The following is a 17,819-nucleotide window of genomic DNA, read 5'->3' as shown; positions in this document are numbered from 1 at the left end:
ATAATAAATATCTGACTTTCATCTAAATAGTCTGAATAAGATTATTGGTTAACTGCGCTGGCCTGTTCCTGTTCTTCGTTTTCATTATTTTCATCTTCTTTCTGCTCATCTTCTGCCGGCAGTAGGAAGGCGACGACGTCAGGACAGATATCCAGCTGTTCGTGCAGCGCTTCTGTGTCGTTGACCAGTAGCGAGTTTTTAATTTCAGCCGCGACATCGGCAGCTAAAATTTCTTGTGCTTTAGCGTCTTGGTTTTGTAGCGCCGCATCCTGACCCATGCGTTCCAGTAATTGAATAACGTTCGACATTGCTCTTCCTTAATTGTTGTTGGTAGTTAGTTTGTTGTTGATTAGTTTTCGGGTATTAGGGTGTCATCGACTTGGTATGCCGTTTCAAGTTTAGCCAGCTTCTCCAAGATTGTAGGGTTTGGCCGCATCTTTTCGCTGGGCGGGATCACCAGGGTGGTATGCATGAAGATCTCGGCATCGGCCAGGTCCCGCAGCGGCAAAGTGTGTTTGCGCACCTTATCTATGGGGAGCACGGCGGCCTCGTAGAGGATCACCTGATGATCTAAGGGGTAAGTCTCTGCCAGCAATTCTATCAGCACCTGACGATGGGCCTTGCCGGTGGCGAATCTGGCCATGCTCTTATCACCTGCCAGGCCTATCTGCCAGAGGATCAGGTAACAGGAGGGGTCGAAGCGCCGCTGGTAAAACATAAACTGGCTGGCTTCAAACTGCTGGCAGCCAAATTGGCCTGGGTCTATGCCGAGGTCGGCGATGAGGCAATCTTCGGCGGAGATGCCGGGCACCATGACGGCCTCGAACCCTTCGGCGCGCGCCGCCTCTATGGATCTATGGGGCGCCTGGGCGAATACGCCGGGGTGACCGTAGAAGGCGCCGACGACTTTTTTGCCTTGTCTGACCTCTGCCAGTATGGCGTCGACCATCTCACGGTAGGTGATATGGCGTGACTTACCCTCGCCGTAGTAGACCTGTAGCGAGCGTACGTCTGGGTGCATCTCCTGTAGCCAGAGTTCGACTATGCCGTTTGAAACGCCCGAGAAAACGACGTCGGCTTGTTCAATATAGCTGCGTGCCAGCGGGCAGATATGGGCGCCTAAGGTCATCCCTATGCCGACACAAGCCAGGCTTCCCGCCATGAATTTGGGTCCTGATGTTATGCATGTTAATTAAGGGTTAAAGCTAACAGCAATTTCTCTGTTTTAAAACCGCTAATTGCCTTGAATTGAATACTTATTTCGACCTTTTATAGTGGTGTGAATCGGCGAAGCAGGATTTCATCTGGCGAGCCTCTTTTGCCTCTGTGGTGGCCGCAGGCAATGCATCTGCGTCGAACACAAATCCCAGTTTCTTGACGAAGCGTTCGGTGGCGAGGTTCTTGGCAGCAAAGTTTGCCAGGATGCGCATCACGCCTAGCTTAAGATAGGCATACTCCATCAGTGCCCCCATGGCTTCCTCCGGGTAGAGTTTACCGTTGGCTTGGGGCATCAGCATTATGCCTATCTCGGCCTGGGTGCGATCCTCGCCCTGCCAGGTGAGCCCCTGTATGCCGATAGCGTGCTGGCTTTGCTGCTCGACTATCGCCCAGTTCATATATTGGCAACTAGATGCAGCGCCAGAGAGTGCCCGGTTCATCTGGCTCAAGGCCGTTTGAAACGCCCTGTCGGCCTCGGCCTGGGTGAGCGGCGCGCCGATATGGCGCATCACTTTCTCGTCGCAATAGAGGCGGCGATACAGCGCCTGGTCTGTCTCATCTATCGGGCGCATGGTCAGGCGCTTGCTGGCAAAACCATGGTCTGCTAGGTAGTGGGTAAGCCGCGAGGGCAGCGCGGAGGAAGGCTGCTCCCTTGAGGGGAGTTGCTTTGATGAGAAGGGCTCATTATCTGGCATGCTGCACCTCGGACGTCTGCAGCGGTCTCTGCTCGGCGAAGCGGATCACTCCCTTGTCGTCCACCGAGCGGTCGAACACCACATAGTAGGCGCTCATTAGCGGCAGACCCAAAATGGATTGATTCGGCCAGTTGGGCAGCTGCGACAACAGCTTGAAGCAGGCCTTGCCCTGAGTCGGCGTGTTGATCTGCCAGTAATGCTGGGGCGTGACGCGGATGGCGATAGGCTCGCATCCCGGTGGACAGTCGGGATCGTCGCAGCTCGGCGCCGCGTTATGCTCGTTTCGCGGGCCGACAAAATAGAAGGTGAGATCCGGCCAGCGCTCTAGCTGTAGCTCTGCCATGTCGATACCTATCTGCTGAAAGGCGATATCGCTAAAGGGGGCTATCTGCTGGGTGAACTTGGGATCTATCGATTCCAGGGCCTGAGTCAGCGCGCCAAACAGGTGACGGGTGAGTACGATTGCCGAGGCGCCCGTGTCTATGATGGCATTGCTCTGCCCCCTCAGAGTGTCGCAGATATGTACCCCGTGGGTGTGCAGGTGCTGGCCGTCTGGGCAGAGCGCACTAGTGTCTGATGGTGCGTTATCTGACTGGGCCTCGCCTGTTTCTGGCGCTTGCCCTGCTGACTCGTGTTCCGCTAATGCTTGCTCCTCTGCTTCCTCTACAGATTGCGTCAGCAGGCTGGGGATCATCTCGCCATCGCCTATTTTTAGTCCCACCAGGTTGACGTTGTAATACCGGTTTTCGATCACCGCTATGGTCTTAAATTCGCCCTGGTACAGCTCGGTATGCTCCTCGCCGCCACCTAAGATCAACCAGCCCTGGTTGAGGGGATCCTGGCCGAGGAAGGCGAACTCGTTGGCGCTGTTGAGAGCGAGCACCTCTTGGCTGGCCACATGTATGCTGGAGCGGCGGGCGAAGAAGGCAAACTTGTTAGGAGTCAGGCCGTGGCTGGTTAAATTGCTGAAATAGGGCGGCAGATCATCTGTCGGCTGGGTGCGCAGAAAGCGCTTAAATTGGCGTAGATCTTCGCTGTTGAAGCTCGTCTCGGTCGCCTGATGCCACTGGGAGTCTTGCGCGGCGAGCGCGCCCTGACCCATGGAGAAGTCATGATTCGCTTCAGTGAGTATGGGGCGATAGTGCTGGCTGCACAGGTGGATCTCCTCATCGAAGGGCCAGGGGAAGGTGAGCGCTGGGGCTATGCCATAGTGATGAAAATAGTTCTTGAGATCATAGACCTTGTTAAGGGCGTCGTAGGCTAGACCTAATATGCCGTCGGCATCGGCAAAGCTGGTCTCCTGGGCAAGAGATGAGACCACGGCCACAGGACACTGCTCAAGCACTATGGGATGATGGGCGTGGGGAACATGGTCGTCATGGAGATCGAAATCTATCGCATCCTCACGAATCCCCACCCGGGTGTAGACCACTGGGCCGTCCCAGCCGCCTATACCGTAGAGCACCTCCTGGGCGAAGCTGGTGGGAGTGAGGGCAGTGTCGCGCTCCTCGACATAGTCGCTGCCAGATACCACCAGTGTGCTGCTGCCGGTATCTAAGATCAGGTTCAGCGGGTGCTTCTCGGCGCCAATTCTTAACTGGGCACTGTAGCCACCTTTGGCATACACATTGACGAGAGGGACTTTGAGGGTGCGGGCATTGGTGGTTGAACTCATCGATGACCTTTGGGGCTAAGGGAATTCATATAATTGTTATATAAGTGATTGTTTTACCCTATCCAATCAAGAGGGTCAATTTAAGGAAGACGGCCAGTTGCTGGTATGGAAGAAACCAATAGATCCGGATGAGCCAGTTTGCGGGAGCCTTGTTGATTGACAAGTTTAGGAAATGTTTAGTTAGGCGGGAGATGGCCTGAACGGTTTGGTAACAGAAAAAGAGCTACGCGGCCCCTTTTCACTTTTCGGATTTTTCGCCTGGCCTTAGCCGGCGGTGACCCGAACTCTTTCGATCTCAGCCTTAGGCGCCGACATCATAAAATCCAGCTGTACCTTAGCCTGGCTGACGCCCTCGGGCGAGGCTTCATAGCGCCACTGACTCAGCGCCTTAACGGCTTCGACGTCAAACACACCGGCAGGGGATGATTCGATAACAGACACATTACTGACTTTGCCCTGCTTGTCGATATCAAAGGCTAGCTGCACATAGCCCTCGACACTTTGTTTCGCCGCCTCGGCCGGATAGGCTGGCTCGATGCGCATCACAGGGCTTGGGGCCTTGGCCTTGTCGTGGTGTTCATCATTATGCTTGTCGCCCGCGATGGCGCTCTGGTTGATTAAGGCGCCCGACAGGCCCAGTGTGAGTGCCAGACCTAAAATGGCGAGGGGCCGCTTGGTGTGTGTTTTCTTCATTTGCATGATCCGCTCCTTGAGGATGGTCTTGTTTCCATAGTGAGTGTGTAGCATGCCCAGGTGGGCCTGCTGGGAGTAGGCCAATAGCGTTTGGCTATAGGCAATTCTTTGTTGTTTATCCATGTGGGTGATCACCTCTGCATCGCAGGCTAGCTCCTGATCGTCACGAAAACGACGATAGGCCAGCCAGCACACAGGGTTGAACCAAAACAGCGTTGCCAGCAGGTAGCCAAAGAGGTTGGCTGCTATGTCGTGGCGGGTAAGATGCTTAAGCTCATGGCTGAGTACCGCTGCCTGCTGTGATGGGGCGAGCTGTGTAAAACCCGTCGGCACCAAGATCACTGGCTTAAACAGTCCCGCCAGCATGGGGGAATCTATCTCTGGGTGGCACTTGATCACCAGAGAGGTCTCGCGCCCTGTCAGAGATAGCGGACCCTGGCTCAATGCTTGCGGCAGCTCGAGCGCTTCGGCTCGATTGCTCAGGCGTTTAAGCTGAGTCGCCTGATAGAGCAGGGCGCCGAGCAGTGTCAGGCTGCCCAGCAGCCAGATGCTGGCCAATATTAGGTTTAGTGTCGGGTTATCGCCCTGGGATAACAGCTCACCGGCCAGCACGCGATAGTGCTGTAGCTGCTCAAGCGAGGGGCTGGCAAGCCTGGCGGGAACCAGCAGACCCAGTAGTGTGCCCGCCAACAGCAAGGGCACCGAGGCCCAGAGCATGTAGGTGTTGTGGGCACCAAGACGCGCCAGCAGGGGCCTGTGCAGCAACAGGATAACCGCGCACAGCAGGGTTAGCGGCAGCATCAGATTAACGATTAGCGAGATCATCAGGACTGCTCCTCTTCCCAGTTATCGATGAGTGCCTTAAGTTCGGCGATATCCTCTGGGCTGAGCTGTTTCTGCTTGGCAAAGCCTGCCACCAGGGGAGCGACCTTACCGGCGAATACCCGCTCCACGAAAGACTGGCTCTCCTTGAGTTGATACTCGCTCTGATCGATCAGCGGGAAGTAGCGATAGGCTCTACCTTGCTTCTCAAAGCCCAGGGCCTGTTTCTTCACCAGGCGGTTGAGCAGTGTCTTCACGGTTTTTTCGTGCATGTCCTTGCTGCTGGTCAGCGCCTCTACCACCTCGCTGGCGCCGAGGGGCGAGTCTTGCCATAGGATGTTGAGTACCGACAGTTCGGCGTTGCTAATCTCTTTCATGATAGGACCGTCTTTTACGATTACGTTTGTAATTTTTAATTAAGATTACATCTGTAATCCAAAGCGTCAAGAAATTTTTCAGTCTTAATTTTTGTAAATCATCCGCTCCCTCTGGGTAACTTTGTAGTAATATCTGCTGGAAATCACTGGTGTTTAGTGATTCACACTGCAAATGGCCGCAGATTATTATCGGTTTGTTGGTTATTTTTGTTTGCTATCTGGGTGTCGCAGCATTGAGGATGAGGTAGATAAAATGGATTTTTCACTACAGGTATTCACTCCGGCGTTGGCCAAAGGGTTGACGCTTGGCCTGTTTGCACTGCCCCTGTTCGCACAGCCCTTGGACGCGACCGCCACCGAGCTGGCACAGATGTCATCACAGGCCCATGTTCAGCCCAGTCAATTGACTATCTTCAAGCAGAATCTTGGCCTGCATTTCCCCGCCAACTGGCGCCTTGCCTACAGCGAGCAGCGCGGCGATATGTTCTCGGCCGAGTTTGTGCCCGCCCAGGAGCTGCTGGCCCATTGGTCGTCGCTCTACTGCGTGCAGGGATTTAAGGGGATGGCGCAGCGTATCGACCCCGAGGCCTTTCTCGACGGTTTCGCCGAGCAGTATCGCCACACCTGCGAAGGTGAGATGCAATACCAGAAACTGGGCGCCAGCGAGCTCGGCGGTAAGGCGAGCTATAGCGCCATGTTGACCTGCGATAAGATGCCGCAGACCCACAGAGGCGAGCAGGGCATAGATAAGCCGGTCGGCGAGATAGGTCACTATACGGTTATTGCCGGCAAGGAAGATCTGTTTCTGCTGCATCAATCGGCGCGGGGCGAGGCCTTGTTATCTCTTACTTCCCTTAAGATAGCACCGCCCGTCGAGCGCATCGCCGATATGTCGGGCCTGCGATAACGCCTGCTTGGCCCTTGCTTGCGACGCTGCTTTAGCCAGAGCTAACAATGGCCGCTTTTGTGGTTGTTTTTAGGCCAATTTGTTGTCATGTTAGTGAAGTTTTAGGCGCTCGCCCTTGTCCTTACCGGGAGCTTTCTCGGCAAGGCGCGGTGAGTTCTCACTCCTTCAGACATGATTAACGGGCCATAATGAAAAATAATACTCTGCTCCCCCTCGCCGCACTGACGGCTGCTCTCTTGTCGCCATCCCTGTTTGCCAATGATGTGACAGTGATCCATGCCGGCACCCTGCTGGCCGACCCGGCCGCCAAGCCGCTCAGCGAACAGACCCTAGTGATCACCGACGGTAAGATTAGCCAGGTTGCCCCCGGTTATCTGAGCGTCGAGACCGTCGCGCCCGGCGCCAAGTATGTGGATCTCAAGCAGGGCTTTGTGATGCCGGGTCTGATGGATATGCATGTGCATCTACAAGGTGAGCTAGGGCCCAAGAATGATAGCCAGCGCCTTAGGATGTCAGACGCCGATGTGGCGATGCAGAGCGCCTATTTCGCCAATAAGACCCTGATGGCGGGCTTTACCACGGTTAGGGATCTCGGCGCCAAGCCGGAGCAGATGTATGCCCTGCGCGATGCCATTGCAAAGGGGTGGATAGACGGGCCGCGGATCATCGCCTCGGGCGGGGTGTCGGTGACCGGCGGTCATGGCGATGTGGATGGCATGAGCCCAGATCTGCTGGATAAGTTCACCACTAAGACCATCTGCGACGGCCCCTATGACTGTCGCCGTGCCACTCGCCGCGCCATCAAGTTTGGTGCCGATGTTATCAAGATCACCTCTACCGGCGGCGTCTTGTCGGATACCGACACGGGCACGGGCCAGCAGATGAACGACGATGAGATCAAAGAAATTGTAGCGACGGCCCATGCCCTGGGGCGTAAGGTGGCCAGCCATGCCCATGCGACAGAGGGGATCAACGCCGCCCTGCGCGCCGGGGTCGATAGCATAGAGCACGGCAGCTACGCCGATAAGGAGAGCATCAAGCTACTCAAGAAGAATGGCGCCTTCCTAGTGCCCACCCTGTTGGCGGGCGATACCGTGGTGCATATGGCCAAGGAGTCTGACTTCATGTCGCCGGCCATCAAGCAGAAGGCGGTGCGAGTGGGCGCCGATATGACGGCTAACTTTACCCGCGCCTATAAGGCCGGGGTCAAGATTGCCTATGGTACCGACAGCGGCGTCTCGGCCCACGGCACCAATGCGCGAGAGGCGGTGTTGATGAATCAGGCGGGCATGAGCAATAAAGATGTGCTGATCTCGGCCACCATCAACGGCGCAGAGCTAGTGGATATGTCAGATAGCCTGGGCACCCTGAGTGTCGGCAAGCAGGCCGATATTATCGCGACCCAGGGCAACCCGCTGGAGGATATCTCGGCCCTGCTGGATGTGGGCTTCGTGATGAAAGGCGGCAAGGTGGTGAAGTCGCGCCTGTGAGTGAAAAAAGATTGTCATTAAAATTCAATTTATATTTTTTAAACTATTGATATATTATGACACTTATCCAATAGGGGGCTTAGGAATGGCCCCCTCTTTATTGGAGTTTTTCAGTCAATTTACGTAAACAAAGGGAACTATATGGAATATTTTATTGGTGCGTTGAAGAAGTTTGCTGATTTCACCGGTCGTGCACGTCGCAAAGAGTTTTGGATGTTTACCCTGTTCTACATCATCTTCTATGCCGTGGCGGCAACTATAGATGTGGTAACAGGTCTGTATATGCTGAGCGGTATCTTTTCGCTGGCACTGCTTATCCCAACTCTCGCTATCTCGGCCAGACGCCTACACGACACCGGCCGTTCGGGCTGGTGGCAGCTGATAGGTTTAATCCCGCTTATCGGGGCTATCGTGCTGATCGTCTTCTATGTACAAGACAGCGTTGAAGGCAACGAGTATGGTGAAAACCCTAAGGCTTTGGCCGAGGCGTAACTTTCCCCTATCTGCGATGAAGGAGGCTTAGGCCTCCTTTGTTGTTTCTAGGGAGTAATGCAGCCCTTGGGTGAAGATGCCGATTCGGGCCATCATGGGAGTATTAGACATTTATACGTGTAGACGTCTATAATGCCCGCGTTCTGTCACAGTAGCCGGGAGAGAGCCTCTCCTCAACGCCGCACATAAGTCGCGGCTTGCCATGAGACAGAGCGTGACCTAATTTAGTCAACCTTATGTGGTGCCCTAGCCAAAATGGCGCAAGGGATAATCGGGAAGCCAGTGAGAATCTGGCACTGCCCCCGCAACGGTGATAGGTGAGAGCTGGGTGCGCCATGCCTTTAACATCATGGCGTTAAAAAAATCTACGCTCGTCGTTTAAACCCTTTGTTTAGACTTAGCCTCAGTCCGGAGACCGGCCCTTAAGGTGATTTTGAGATTTCGGCGGGCAGATCTCGAAATGCGACCCTGGCGGTTTGATGGACTGCGCCCAGTCGTGACGCCTTGCCCTGTTTCCCTTTTAGGAGTTAAAGGAAAATGGGTACACAACCTAGTAAAATTGCGCTACTGCTTGGCGCCTGTCTGGCCGGAAGCTTTCCTGCCTTAGCGGAAAGTTCGGGCACCCCAGGGCCTGTGGATGAAACTATCACGGTTATCGGCCGCACCGAAAACACCCCTATCAATATCGCGGCTAACGTCAATGTGATCGACGCCGCCGCCATCGAACTCAGCGGTGCCACCAACCTCACCGAGCTGCTGCGCGGACAGAGCGGCATTCAGGTGTCAGATTCAAACTCGGGTGCCGTGTTTGCCATGCGCGGTTTCAGTGCCAGTCAGGCGGTCAACAACACCTTGATCCTGATCGACGGTCGTCGTCTCAACAACATCGATATCGCCGCGCCGAGCATTAGCGCCATCGGGCTCAATCAGGTGGAGCGAATCGAGATCCTCTCAGGCAGCGCCGGTGTGCTCTATGGTGACCAGGCGGTTGGCGGGGTGATCAACATTATCACCAAGGCGCCGAAAGATAACGGCGGCAGCCTGCAGCTCTCCGGCGGCAGCTTCGACACCTTTGAGGCCAAGGCCGAGGGCTCGGTCGCCATCAACGACAACTGGCGCCTCTATGGCGCGGCCAACCACCTCAAGAGCGATAACTATCGCGATCACAATGCCAGCAAGACCAGCTCAGTGCTGGGACGCCTGCAGTATGACGATGAAGTGCAGCAGTTCTTGGCCGAGGCGAGTCACTATGACAACCACCGCGAACTGGCTGCTGCGCTGAATGACGATCAGCTCAAGCAAAACCCAAGACAGATGGGTGATCTGAAGCAAGGCGATCTCTTTATCGATGCCTACCTGCATGAGATGACCACGGCGGCCCGCACCGGCTATCAGCGACAGCTGAATGAGGCCTGGGCACTGGGCGCCGACCTTAACTACAGCGACACTCTGACAACCGGGCTAAGCACCTGGAACACAAGCCGCCGCGATACCCGCTCCCTGCTGGAGTTTAAGCCCAAGGCTGTGGCTAACATCAAGACGGATATCGGCGAGCTTAAGCTGGTGACCGGTCTGGATCTCAGCCGCGGCGAGGCGACATTTAGCAATCGCAGCAATGTGCAGAAGTTGGCCAGCGCCTATCTGCAGGCGACCGTGCCCCTCACCGAGAGCTTCAGCTATGTGGTGGGCGGTCGTTACGCCGAGGTGACGGATGAACTGGTGGACGCCAGTGCCTACCCTAATGGGATCGATCTGGATCAGGATGCCCATGCATTCGAGCTTGGCCTTAACTATCGCCCGAGCCAGCAACATAGATTCTACCTGCGCGCCGACGATAACTTCCGTTTCGCCAAGGTGGATGAGCAGGCTTATACGCCAGAGAGCATTCAGGGACTTAAGCCGCAGACGGGTCGCTCCTACGAGGCGGGCTGGGATCTGCTGCTCGAGCGCAATACCCTGCGCCTGAGCGCCTATCGACTGGATCTCGAAGATGAGATCGTCTTCGATCCAAGCGCCGAGACACCTGCCGGTGGTAGTTTTCCCGGCGCCAACGTGAACGCCGATGCCTCGCGCCGTTATGGGGTGAGCGCAGACTGGGATTGGCAGGCGACTCAGGATCTACTGCTTGGGCTTGAATATAACTACATAGACGCCGAGTTTACCGAAGGGGCTAACGAGGGTAAGGCGCTCTCCTGGGTGGCCAAGAACACAGGTCGTGGCTATGTCAGTTACGATGTTTATGAACATCTGCAGCTCTTCGCCGAGGCGGTCTACACCGGTGAGCGTTACATGGAGGGTGACAATGCCAACCAGGGCGATAAGCTCGATGCCTATACCCTTGCAAATATCGCCATCAACTATTCCCGCGATGCCTGGCTGGCCAGCCTGCGGGTCGATAACCTGCTGGACAAGGAGTATGTCAGCTCTGGGTATTTCAGCACCTGGGGTAGCGGTTATTATCCTGGTACGGGCCGGGCGCTGCGCCTGACTGCCAGCTACCGCTTCTAACGCGGCTTTAGCCTTAAAAGCCAGTCAGATCTGACTGGCTTTTTTATTGCCCGCTGTTCATCATAGGGCATAGATCATTTGGGATTCTGTGGGATGAAATTAAAGTGGTTGCTTGTGCCCGTTATCTTGATCTTGGCCATCATCTTCTGGCCAAGTGGCGGCCCCTCTCTTGCCCCTTTGTCGGGGGGGGCCAGGATCCTCGCTTTTGGCGATAGCCTGACTCAGGGCGTGGGAGCCAGCCCCGGCATGGATTATCCTGCGCAGCTGCAAGCAATGAGCGGACGCGAGGTGATCAACGCCGGTATCTCGGGGGAGACCACATCCCAGGGCCGCGAGCGCTTCGCCCGAGTGCTGGATGAGACGGCGCCGGATCTCATCATCTTGCTCGAGGGAGGCAATGATTTTCTGCGCAATGGCAACGCGGCGCAGGTCGAGGCCAACCTCTCAGCCATGCTGGCACAGGCTCAGGGGCGCGATATTCCTGTGGTGTTGATTGGCGTGCCCCAGAAGAGCATCTGGCTGGAAACCGCGCCCCTGTATGGGCAGCTGGCCGCGCAATATCAGCCGCTATTTATTGAGGATTTTCTGACAGAACTGCTAAAATTATCAGAGGTAAAATCTGATGCGATTCACCTCAACGATGAAGGCTATCGTCGTCTCGCCGAGCACCTATATCAGAGTCTGCAACAGGCAGGTGCCCTATAGCTAAAATGGCCCTGGCAGTAGCCAGTCAATGGGCGTCACCCCTTGGTTAAGTGGCGGAATTTTGTCGCTTATCTTTCGTCCATTACAGGCTGAAAGCTCAAGCGTGAGTGGCAAGATGAATTTATTTAGGTTAATGTCCGTTTTTACCCCAAATCGACTTGACCCAGACAGTCGTTTTATGGGTAAATTCTCGGATAACAAATGGCGCCGTGCCAATAATAAATCAGGTTAATAACTTCTCATGACAGATCTTGAGCATCAGGTATTCACTCAAGTACGCGCAATTATTGCCAATGAAGAACAGGTTATCGGACGACGGGGGATTCTGATCCCGCTGAAGAAAGCCATTATTGCCGATGGCGATATCCGCAATGTGATCGATATAGTCTCTTCCGATCCCGCGTTGGCGGCACATCTGCTGTGGCGCAGCAACTCGGCGGCTAACGCCAGCGTGTCATCGAAGAACCGCTCATTGAAAGATGCCCTGGTGCGCCTGGGCCAGGTCAATATCTACCGTTATGCCTTCACTTTCTACCTCAAGGAGCGTCTGGACGAGCTGCCACAGCCCTACAAGAAGCTGGTATACGGCTACTGGGCGCTCACCGAGAGCATCGCTACCGACGCCGTGGATAGCCTGCATCATATGGAAGGGGTGAACATCAATCCCGATGAGGTGCAGACCCTGGCGCTGTTTAGTGTGTTTGGCGAGATCATCGCCCTGACCGCCTTCGCCTACCTGAATGCCGAGTCGGAGCAGTCGTTCCCGCTCTCTATCATCAAGTCGCTGATCGATAATCAGAAGCAGACGCTGACCCTTGAGGCGTTCGAGTCACTAGGACTGGATGAGGAGCTCAGAGAAGAGTTTATGATCGCCCATAATCTACGTCAGACTCGCAATCCTGACTCACCAGGTCTGGTGCTGCGCAGAGTGCTTTCCATGCGCAATCAACTGCTTAACCCGCTCTAGACGTTGTCACTTGATAAAAGAAAACCTGCCGAGTGCAGGTTTTTTGTGCCTTAATTTTAGCTTTTCTGAAATTGCGCCTTTAGTGCCCCTGACGCTCCAGCCCCTCAGAGGTCACCAGATTGAGCCACTGCTGGGCGAGGCGCGCACTGCTGCCGTTGCTGCGATAGGCGCCAAACAGCGGGCGTCTGAGCCCTTCTGATCCCAGTTTTACCGCCTTGAGCGACAGGCCGTGGGCCTCGTTGATCGACCAACTCGGCAGGGCGGCGACCCCATCCTTGCAGGCGATGCGTTGCAGCAACATGGCGGTGAGATCGCAGCGGATCTGCTTGGCAACCGGCACGCCCGCAGGCTCCATGAAGTGGCGATAGATATCCAGCCTGTCTAGTGGCACTGGGTAGGTGAGAAGGGTCTGATCCTTAAGCTGCGCCGCCGTGACATAGGGAAGTTCGGCCAGCGGATGATCCGCGGCGACCAGTAGTTTGACCTCGAAATCGAACAGGTGCTGATAGGCAATATCATGATCGGGTATAGGGTCTGAGGTGAGCACCACATCCAGCTGTCCCTGCTTGAGCGCGGTCAGCGAATCGAACAGGTGGCGGCTCGACAGCTCCAGGTTGGTGTGGGGAAAGCTGGCATTAAACTGCTCGATCACCGGCATCAGCCAACGAAAACAGCTGTGGCATTCGATACCCACAAAGAGATCTCTCGCTTCGCTGCCCAGGCCATTCTTGAGATCGATTTCGGTTTCTATCACCTTAGGCAAGATCTCTTCGGCCAGATTGAGCAACCTAGCGCCCTCTTGGGTAAAGGAGAGGGGTTTACTCTTACGCACGAAAATCGCCGAGTTGATGCGGGTCTCCAGTTCCTTGATCTGGTGGGATAAGGCCGACTGGGTGACAAAGCGCTTCTTGGCTGCGCCTGCGAGACTGCCGCTCTCTTTCAGGGCGACCAATGTACGTAAATGCCTAAGCTCTATCATTTTTACCTCACATGAATTTGGCTCATGTTGCTCGTGAAATCAATTCGATTGCGAGACAACAGACTAGCACAATAAACTTCTAGACGTCCAGACGCCTGTTTTAGTTTGTTGTGCAATTTCAGTTCTCAAACCTGTATTGCGATGACAGCGAAGGGCGCTAACCATGAATTTCTCTCATCTTAATGTAAAAGGTATACAATATGCAAACTCTAGATATCGCTTCATTAGGCTTTCCCCGCATAGGTCGTCAACGGGAACTCAAATTTGCCCTGGAAAAATATTGGCGTGGTGAGATAGAGCAGACGCAGCTGCAATCGCTCGCCAGCGAGCTGCGCAGAACTCATTGGCAGTGGCAGCAGGCGGCGGGGGTGAAGCAAGTGCCGGTTGGTGACTTTGCCTTCTACGATCAGGTGCTGACCCTGAGCGCTACCATCAATGCCATCCCGGCGCGCCATCGCAGCGGCGAGCAGGTGGATCTCGATACCCTGTTTCGAGTGGCCCGTGGCCGCGCCCCCACGGGGGAGGCGAGCCGCGCCGCCCAGATGAAGAAATACTTCAACACCAACTATCACTACATAGTGCCTGAGCTCACGGCGGGTCAGCGCTTCGAGATAGCCTATGAGCAGCTGTTCGACGAGGTGGCCGAGGCTAAATCCCTGGGGCATCAGCCTAAGCCGGTATTGCTTGGCCCGGTCAGCTACCTCTATCTTGCCAAGTGCGAGGGCGAGCCCTTCGACAAGCTGAGCCTGCTGCCCAACTTGCTCGAGGCCTACCAAGCAATTCTGGCGCGATTTGCCGATCAAGGCGTGACCTGGGTGCAGCTCGACGAGCCTATCTTGGCGCTGGAGCTAGATGATGACTGGCTGGCGGCCTTCGAGCCGGCATACAAAGAACTCAGTGGCCAGGGGGTTAAGCTGCTGCTAGCCAGTTACTATGGCTCTGTGGCCCATCATCATGAGTTGATTAAGGATCTCGTAGTCGATGGCCTGCATCTGGATCTGGTGAGCGATGCCGAGCAGCTCACCCTGTTTGGCGCCAGCTTGAAGCCGACGCAGGTGCTCAGCCTTGGGGTAATCAACGGTCGCAACGTGTGGGCGGCGGATCTCGACATCTTGGCCGAGCGTCTGCGTGGCCTGGTGGCGGATCTTGGTGAGCGTGTCTGGCTGGCGCCTTCCTGTTCGCTTCTGCATGTGCCCGTGGATCTGGAGAGCGAAACCGAGCTGGCGCCAGAGCTTGCCAATCAACTCAGCTTTGCCAAGCAGAAACTCGACGAGCTGGCGGCGCTGCGCACCTTGTTGCTTACCCCACAGAGCGAGGCAGCCCAGGCGATAGTGGCGCGCTGTGAGGCGAGGCGTCAGGTCCGTGAACAGGCGGCCAACCCTGAGGTGCAGGCGAGACTCAAGGCCCTAACGCCTGAGGATTTCAATCGTCCTAGCGGTTTTGGCGAGCGCCGCCTAAAGCAACAGGCCCGTTTTCGTCTGCCGCTGCTGCCAACAACTACCATCGGCTCCTTCCCGCAGACGCCGGCCATTCGCGGCCTGCGCAGTCGCTGGCGCAAGGGCGAACTGACCGAACAGGCCTATGTGGCGCAACTCGAGGCGGTAACCCGCGACAGCATAGCGCGTCAGCTCAAGTTGGGGATCGACGTCCTGGTCCATGGCGAGGCCGAGCGCAACGACATGGTGGAGTATTTCGGCGAGCAGCTCGACGGGGTAGGCTTTACTCAGTTTGCCTGGGTGCAGAGCTACGGCTCACGCTGCGTCAAGCCGCCGCTCATCTATGGCGATGTATCACGTCGTCAGCCGATGACGCTTGCCTGGGCAAGCTTCGCCCAGGGCCTGACCGACAGGCCGGTGAAGGGGATGTTGACCGGCCCGGTGACCATACTGCATTGGTCCTTCGCCCGGGAAGATATCGGCCGCGAGCAGATAGCCAATCAACTTGCCCTGGCGATCCGCGACGAGGTAGCCGACTTGCAGGCGGCGGGGATCGGCATCATACAGATAGATGAACCGGCGTTTCGTGAAGGCCTGCCACTGAAGGCCAGTGACTGGAAGCATTACCTCGACTGGGCGGTGGCCGCCTTTAAACTCAGTGCGGCGGGCGCCGAGGATGAGACCCAGATCCACACCCATATGTGCTACAGCGAATTCAACGCCACCATAGATGCCATCGCCGCCATGGACGCCGATGTGATCACCATAGAGACCTCGCGCTCGCACATGGAGCTGCTCAATGCCTTCGAGGATTTCGAGTATCCCAACGAGATAGGCCCGGGGGTGTATGACATCCACAGCCCGAATATTCCGACAGTGGAGCAGATGGTGGCATTGATTGAGAAGGCGGCGACCAAGATCCCTGTGGGACAGCTGTGGGTGAACCCTGACTGTGGGCTGAAGACGCGCACCTGGGATGAGGTGGAGCCTGCGCTGCAAAATATGGTGAAGGCGACCAAGGAGCTAAGACGCCGCCTGGGTTAGTCTCTTCTAATCCCCGTTTTTAGACTAAGGGGGGCCTGCTTACTGGCCACCCTTTTTTGGCTTATGTTTTGGGCCTGGCGCTTTTGGGCTTAGCGTTTTTGGGTTTAGCGCTTTTAGGCTTAGTGCGTTTGAAATTAGCGACGAGTGCTGGTGAAAGCCTAGTGACCTGTGAGTGCCTCTCGCCGTTCTTGTAAGCGCTGCTCAAACAGCGCCTGCTCTGACTCGCTAAAGCCTTGCTTGAGGCTGGCTAAGCTGCTCTCCATCTCGCCCGTGGGCAGAAAATAGAACTGATCTTCCAGGGCGATCTGTGCCCAGACGGCGGCATCAACCCTCTGGCTCAGCTCGGCGCAGGCTTTATGCAACGGCTTAAATGCCAGGTTCTCGCCGGCGAGTGCGGCGCGCTCCAGAAAGCTAATAGCCTCTCTCGGATGGCGTTTACCTTTATCGTCTTCATGGAGCAGACGCAGGCCGTGGGTCAGATCTATGCAGGCCTGCTGGGACTTCTCTATGGGGTGCTCGGTGAGAAATGCTTGATACAGGCTCTCGGCCTGCTCCTTCTCATAGCTGCCCATCTTGGCGCTTAATGTCTCGACCCGCTCAAGATGATAGGGCGCGGGATCGATCGCCGCCAAACGATAGTAAGCCAGGGCCGTGGGGAGATGTCGACGGGTGCCAAGTCCCTCTTCGTGAGCCTGACCCAAAAGGAAGAGGGCGTCTGTCATCCACTGCTGGGCCAATGGCGTGAGCAGGGTGATCGCCTCAAGGTGACTGTCGTTGGCGCGTTTATGTTTGAGCAGTAGCTCCCCCAACAGGTAGGTGGCGCTATTGTTTTCCATGGCCATCGCCTGTCTTAGGCACTCCTCTGCCTTATCGATATCCTTAGGCAGATGTTTACCTTCCTGATAGAGGTGCGCCAGCTCGATGAGGGCAAACTCGTTGTCCTCTGCTTCCTCGCGCATCAGGCGCTCGGCCTCACGGGGGTCGGCCGGGCCGCCTTCTCCCCTAAGCAGCATCTGCGCCAGTTGGCTCTTGGCCAGAGGATCGCTGTCGGCAATGGCCGTGAGCAGGGCTCTGGCCCTGATGGGATCCGGTTCGCCATGGCGCGGTTCCAGCAACACCTTGGCCAGATGATATTGCGCTTCAGCATCACCCGCCTCGGCCGCAAGCTCGAGATAGTGCAGCGCCTTGCTGCCGTCGGGGTCGAGCAGTGGGCTCTCCTGATAGAGTCTGCCCAGTTCGCCTTGATGCTGGCTGTTGCCCTGATCGGCGCCAGGTTTCAGCATGGCTTCCAGTTCGTGACTGCCACCTTTTTGGCTTGGATGAAGCTTCAACTTGAGCATCTGGCGTTGAATCTGGGCAAATTGCTCATCCAGCTCGCCCGCTTGTTGAAACCAATGATTGGCCTTGTCTAAATCATACAGATGATGATCGTCGAGGCTGTAGAGTTCACCCAGGAACTGCGCCGCGTGGGCCATCCCCATGGCGGCAGCGCGCTCCAGATAATCGAGGGCCTGGGCTTCCCGACCGCTGTGCAGCAGTTGGTTGGCGAGAAAAATGACCTCATCCGGGCCGCCGGTGACTTCGATGGGCTGTTTGCTGCGCCAGTTTAGGTAGACCAGCAGCAGGCTGATAAAGAGTAGGGCTAAGATTACCGAGAAAATAACGACTTGCATTGTGATCCTTCACATTATCTATGGCTGAATTGACGTGGCTTTTGGCTTTTGGCTTTTGGCTTTTGGCCTTAGGCTTTTGGCCTTAGGGGATGGATTGTCCTAAATCGCTGGCAAGTGTGCACCCATTTATCTTGTTAA

The 17,819-nt window shown here is 55.8% G+C and carries 15 protein-coding genes and 1 riboswitch; of the genes, 7 read left to right on the top strand and 8 right to left on the bottom strand.

The window, feature by feature from the left end; translation table 11 throughout:
• Nucleotides 1-41 precede the first annotated feature (41 nt).
• The 6 genes from SHEW_RS15525 to SHEW_RS15500 all read right to left on the bottom strand — a co-directional run bounded on the left by SHEW_RS15525 (nucleotide 42) and on the right by SHEW_RS15500 (nucleotide 5,480).
• Nucleotides 42-308: a hypothetical protein gene (locus SHEW_RS15525; RefSeq protein WP_011866796.1), complete on the bottom strand. Its 267-nt coding sequence runs from the start codon at nucleotides 306-308 to the stop codon at nucleotides 42-44.
• A 41-nt stretch (nucleotides 309-349) separates the two neighbouring features.
• Entirely contained in the window at nucleotides 350-1,162 is an 813-nt protein-coding gene (locus SHEW_RS15520) for an SAM-dependent methyltransferase (RefSeq protein WP_011866795.1), read from the bottom strand.
• Nucleotides 1,163-1,256: 94 nt separating this feature from the next.
• Nucleotides 1,257-1,913 carry a GNAT family N-acetyltransferase gene (locus tag SHEW_RS15515; RefSeq protein ID WP_011866794.1) on the bottom strand — a complete coding sequence of 219 codons (657 nt, stop codon included), beginning with the start codon at nucleotides 1,911-1,913 and terminating at the stop codon, nucleotides 1,257-1,259.
• Nucleotides 1,903-3,588 carry a pepsin-like aspartyl protease gene (locus SHEW_RS20160; RefSeq protein WP_011866793.1) on the bottom strand — a complete coding sequence of 562 codons (1,686 nt, stop codon included), beginning with the start codon at nucleotides 3,586-3,588 and terminating at the stop codon, nucleotides 1,903-1,905. The genes SHEW_RS15515 and SHEW_RS20160 overlap by 11 nt, the downstream gene beginning before the upstream one ends.
• 264 nt (nucleotides 3,589-3,852) lie before the next feature.
• Nucleotides 3,853-5,106 (bottom strand): M56 family metallopeptidase, encoded by a 1,254-nt coding sequence (locus SHEW_RS15505; RefSeq protein ID WP_011866792.1) that lies wholly within the window; start codon nucleotides 5,104-5,106, stop codon nucleotides 3,853-3,855.
• Complete coding sequence (locus tag SHEW_RS15500) at nucleotides 5,106-5,480, bottom strand: BlaI/MecI/CopY family transcriptional regulator (protein WP_011866791.1); 375 nt, start codon at nucleotides 5,478-5,480, stop codon at nucleotides 5,106-5,108. The genes SHEW_RS15505 and SHEW_RS15500 overlap by 1 nt, the downstream gene beginning before the upstream one ends.
• Nucleotides 5,481-5,733: 253 nt before the next feature.
• On the opposite strand from SHEW_RS15500, the gene SHEW_RS15495 reads away from it, so the two are divergent.
• The 6 genes from SHEW_RS15495 (at nucleotide 5,734) to SHEW_RS15470 (ending at nucleotide 12,549) form a co-directional block, all read left to right on the top strand.
• Nucleotides 5,734-6,387, top strand: coding sequence for a hypothetical protein (locus tag SHEW_RS15495; protein ID WP_011866790.1), 654 nt, complete (start codon nucleotides 5,734-5,736; stop codon nucleotides 6,385-6,387).
• A 188-nt stretch (nucleotides 6,388-6,575) separates the two neighbouring features.
• Nucleotides 6,576-7,877, top strand: a complete 1,302-nt coding sequence (locus SHEW_RS15490; RefSeq protein ID WP_011866789.1) for a metal-dependent hydrolase family protein — start codon at nucleotides 6,576-6,578, stop codon at nucleotides 7,875-7,877.
• Between the two features lie 141 nt (nucleotides 7,878-8,018).
• Entirely contained in the window at nucleotides 8,019-8,369 is a 351-nt protein-coding gene (locus SHEW_RS15485) for a DUF805 domain-containing protein (protein WP_011866788.1), read from the top strand.
• A 221-nt stretch (nucleotides 8,370-8,590) separates the two neighbouring features.
• Nucleotides 8,591-8,807, top strand: a riboswitch (cobalamin riboswitch).
• A gap of 99 nt (nucleotides 8,808-8,906) precedes the next feature.
• Complete coding sequence (locus tag SHEW_RS15480) at nucleotides 8,907-10,877, top strand: TonB-dependent receptor (protein WP_011866787.1); 1,971 nt, start codon at nucleotides 8,907-8,909, stop codon at nucleotides 10,875-10,877.
• A gap of 93 nt (nucleotides 10,878-10,970) precedes the next feature.
• The gene (locus SHEW_RS15475; RefSeq protein ID WP_011866786.1) at nucleotides 10,971-11,582 is read left to right on the top strand and encodes an arylesterase; all 612 of its coding nucleotides are present in this window, start codon (nucleotides 10,971-10,973) and stop codon (nucleotides 11,580-11,582) included.
• 241 nt (nucleotides 11,583-11,823) lie between these two features.
• The gene (locus SHEW_RS15470) at nucleotides 11,824-12,549 is read left to right on the top strand and encodes an HDOD domain-containing protein (protein WP_011866785.1); all 726 of its coding nucleotides are present in this window, start codon (nucleotides 11,824-11,826) and stop codon (nucleotides 12,547-12,549) included.
• Nucleotides 12,550-12,628: 79 nt separating this feature from the next.
• Here the strand turns inward: SHEW_RS15470 and SHEW_RS15465 are convergent, their stop codons facing one another.
• Nucleotides 12,629-13,528 carry a LysR family transcriptional regulator gene (locus SHEW_RS15465; protein WP_011866784.1) on the bottom strand — a complete coding sequence of 300 codons (900 nt, stop codon included), beginning with the start codon at nucleotides 13,526-13,528 and terminating at the stop codon, nucleotides 12,629-12,631.
• 200 nt (nucleotides 13,529-13,728) lie between these two features.
• On the opposite strand from SHEW_RS15465, the gene metE reads away from it, so the two are divergent.
• Nucleotides 13,729-16,008, top strand: coding sequence for a 5-methyltetrahydropteroyltriglutamate--homocysteine S-methyltransferase (metE, locus tag SHEW_RS15460; RefSeq protein ID WP_011866783.1), 2,280 nt, complete (start codon nucleotides 13,729-13,731; stop codon nucleotides 16,006-16,008).
• A 158-nt stretch (nucleotides 16,009-16,166) separates the two neighbouring features.
• Here the strand turns inward: metE and SHEW_RS15455 are convergent, their stop codons facing one another.
• The gene (locus SHEW_RS15455) at nucleotides 16,167-17,681 is read right to left on the bottom strand and encodes a tetratricopeptide repeat protein (protein WP_011866782.1); all 1,515 of its coding nucleotides are present in this window, start codon (nucleotides 17,679-17,681) and stop codon (nucleotides 16,167-16,169) included.
• Between the last annotated feature and the right edge of the window lie 138 nt (nucleotides 17,682-17,819).

This window comes from Shewanella loihica PV-4, assembly GCF_000016065.1.
GTDB lineage: Bacteria > Pseudomonadota > Gammaproteobacteria > Enterobacterales > Shewanellaceae > Shewanella > Shewanella loihica.
Note: the sequence above shows the minus strand (reverse complement) of the source record. Positions and strands in the feature narration are given on the sequence as shown.

Coding starts and splice junctions, on each gene's coding strand:
- SHEW_RS15495 (WP_011866790.1), top strand. CDS start 5,734: ATGGATTTTTCACTACAGGTATTCACTCCGGCGTTGGCCAAAGGGTTG.
- SHEW_RS15480 (WP_011866787.1), top strand. CDS start 8,907: ATGGGTACACAACCTAGTAAAATTGCGCTACTGCTTGGCGCCTGTCTG.
- SHEW_RS15470 (WP_011866785.1), top strand. CDS start 11,824: ATGACAGATCTTGAGCATCAGGTATTCACTCAAGTACGCGCAATTATT.
- SHEW_RS15490 (WP_011866789.1), top strand. CDS start 6,576: ATGAAAAATAATACTCTGCTCCCCCTCGCCGCACTGACGGCTGCTCTC.
- metE (WP_011866783.1), top strand. CDS start 13,729: ATGCAAACTCTAGATATCGCTTCATTAGGCTTTCCCCGCATAGGTCGT.
- SHEW_RS15465 (WP_011866784.1), bottom strand. CDS start 13,528: ATGATAGAGCTTAGGCATTTACGTACATTGGTCGCCCTGAAAGAGAGC.
- SHEW_RS15500 (WP_011866791.1), bottom strand. CDS start 5,480: ATGAAAGAGATTAGCAACGCCGAACTGTCGGTACTCAACATCCTATGG.
- SHEW_RS15455 (WP_011866782.1), bottom strand. CDS start 17,681: ATGCAAGTCGTTATTTTCTCGGTAATCTTAGCCCTACTCTTTATCAGC.
- SHEW_RS15525 (WP_011866796.1), bottom strand. CDS start 308: ATGTCGAACGTTATTCAATTACTGGAACGCATGGGTCAGGATGCGGCG.
- SHEW_RS15520 (WP_011866795.1), bottom strand. CDS start 1,162: ATGGCGGGAAGCCTGGCTTGTGTCGGCATAGGGATGACCTTAGGCGCC.
- SHEW_RS15475 (WP_011866786.1), top strand. CDS start 10,971: ATGAAATTAAAGTGGTTGCTTGTGCCCGTTATCTTGATCTTGGCCATC.
- SHEW_RS15485 (WP_011866788.1), top strand. CDS start 8,019: ATGGAATATTTTATTGGTGCGTTGAAGAAGTTTGCTGATTTCACCGGT.
- SHEW_RS15505 (WP_011866792.1), bottom strand. CDS start 5,106: ATGATCTCGCTAATCGTTAATCTGATGCTGCCGCTAACCCTGCTGTGC.
- SHEW_RS15515 (WP_011866794.1), bottom strand. CDS start 1,913: ATGCCAGATAATGAGCCCTTCTCATCAAAGCAACTCCCCTCAAGGGAG.
- SHEW_RS20160 (WP_011866793.1), bottom strand. CDS start 3,588: ATGAGTTCAACCACCAATGCCCGCACCCTCAAAGTCCCTCTCGTCAAT.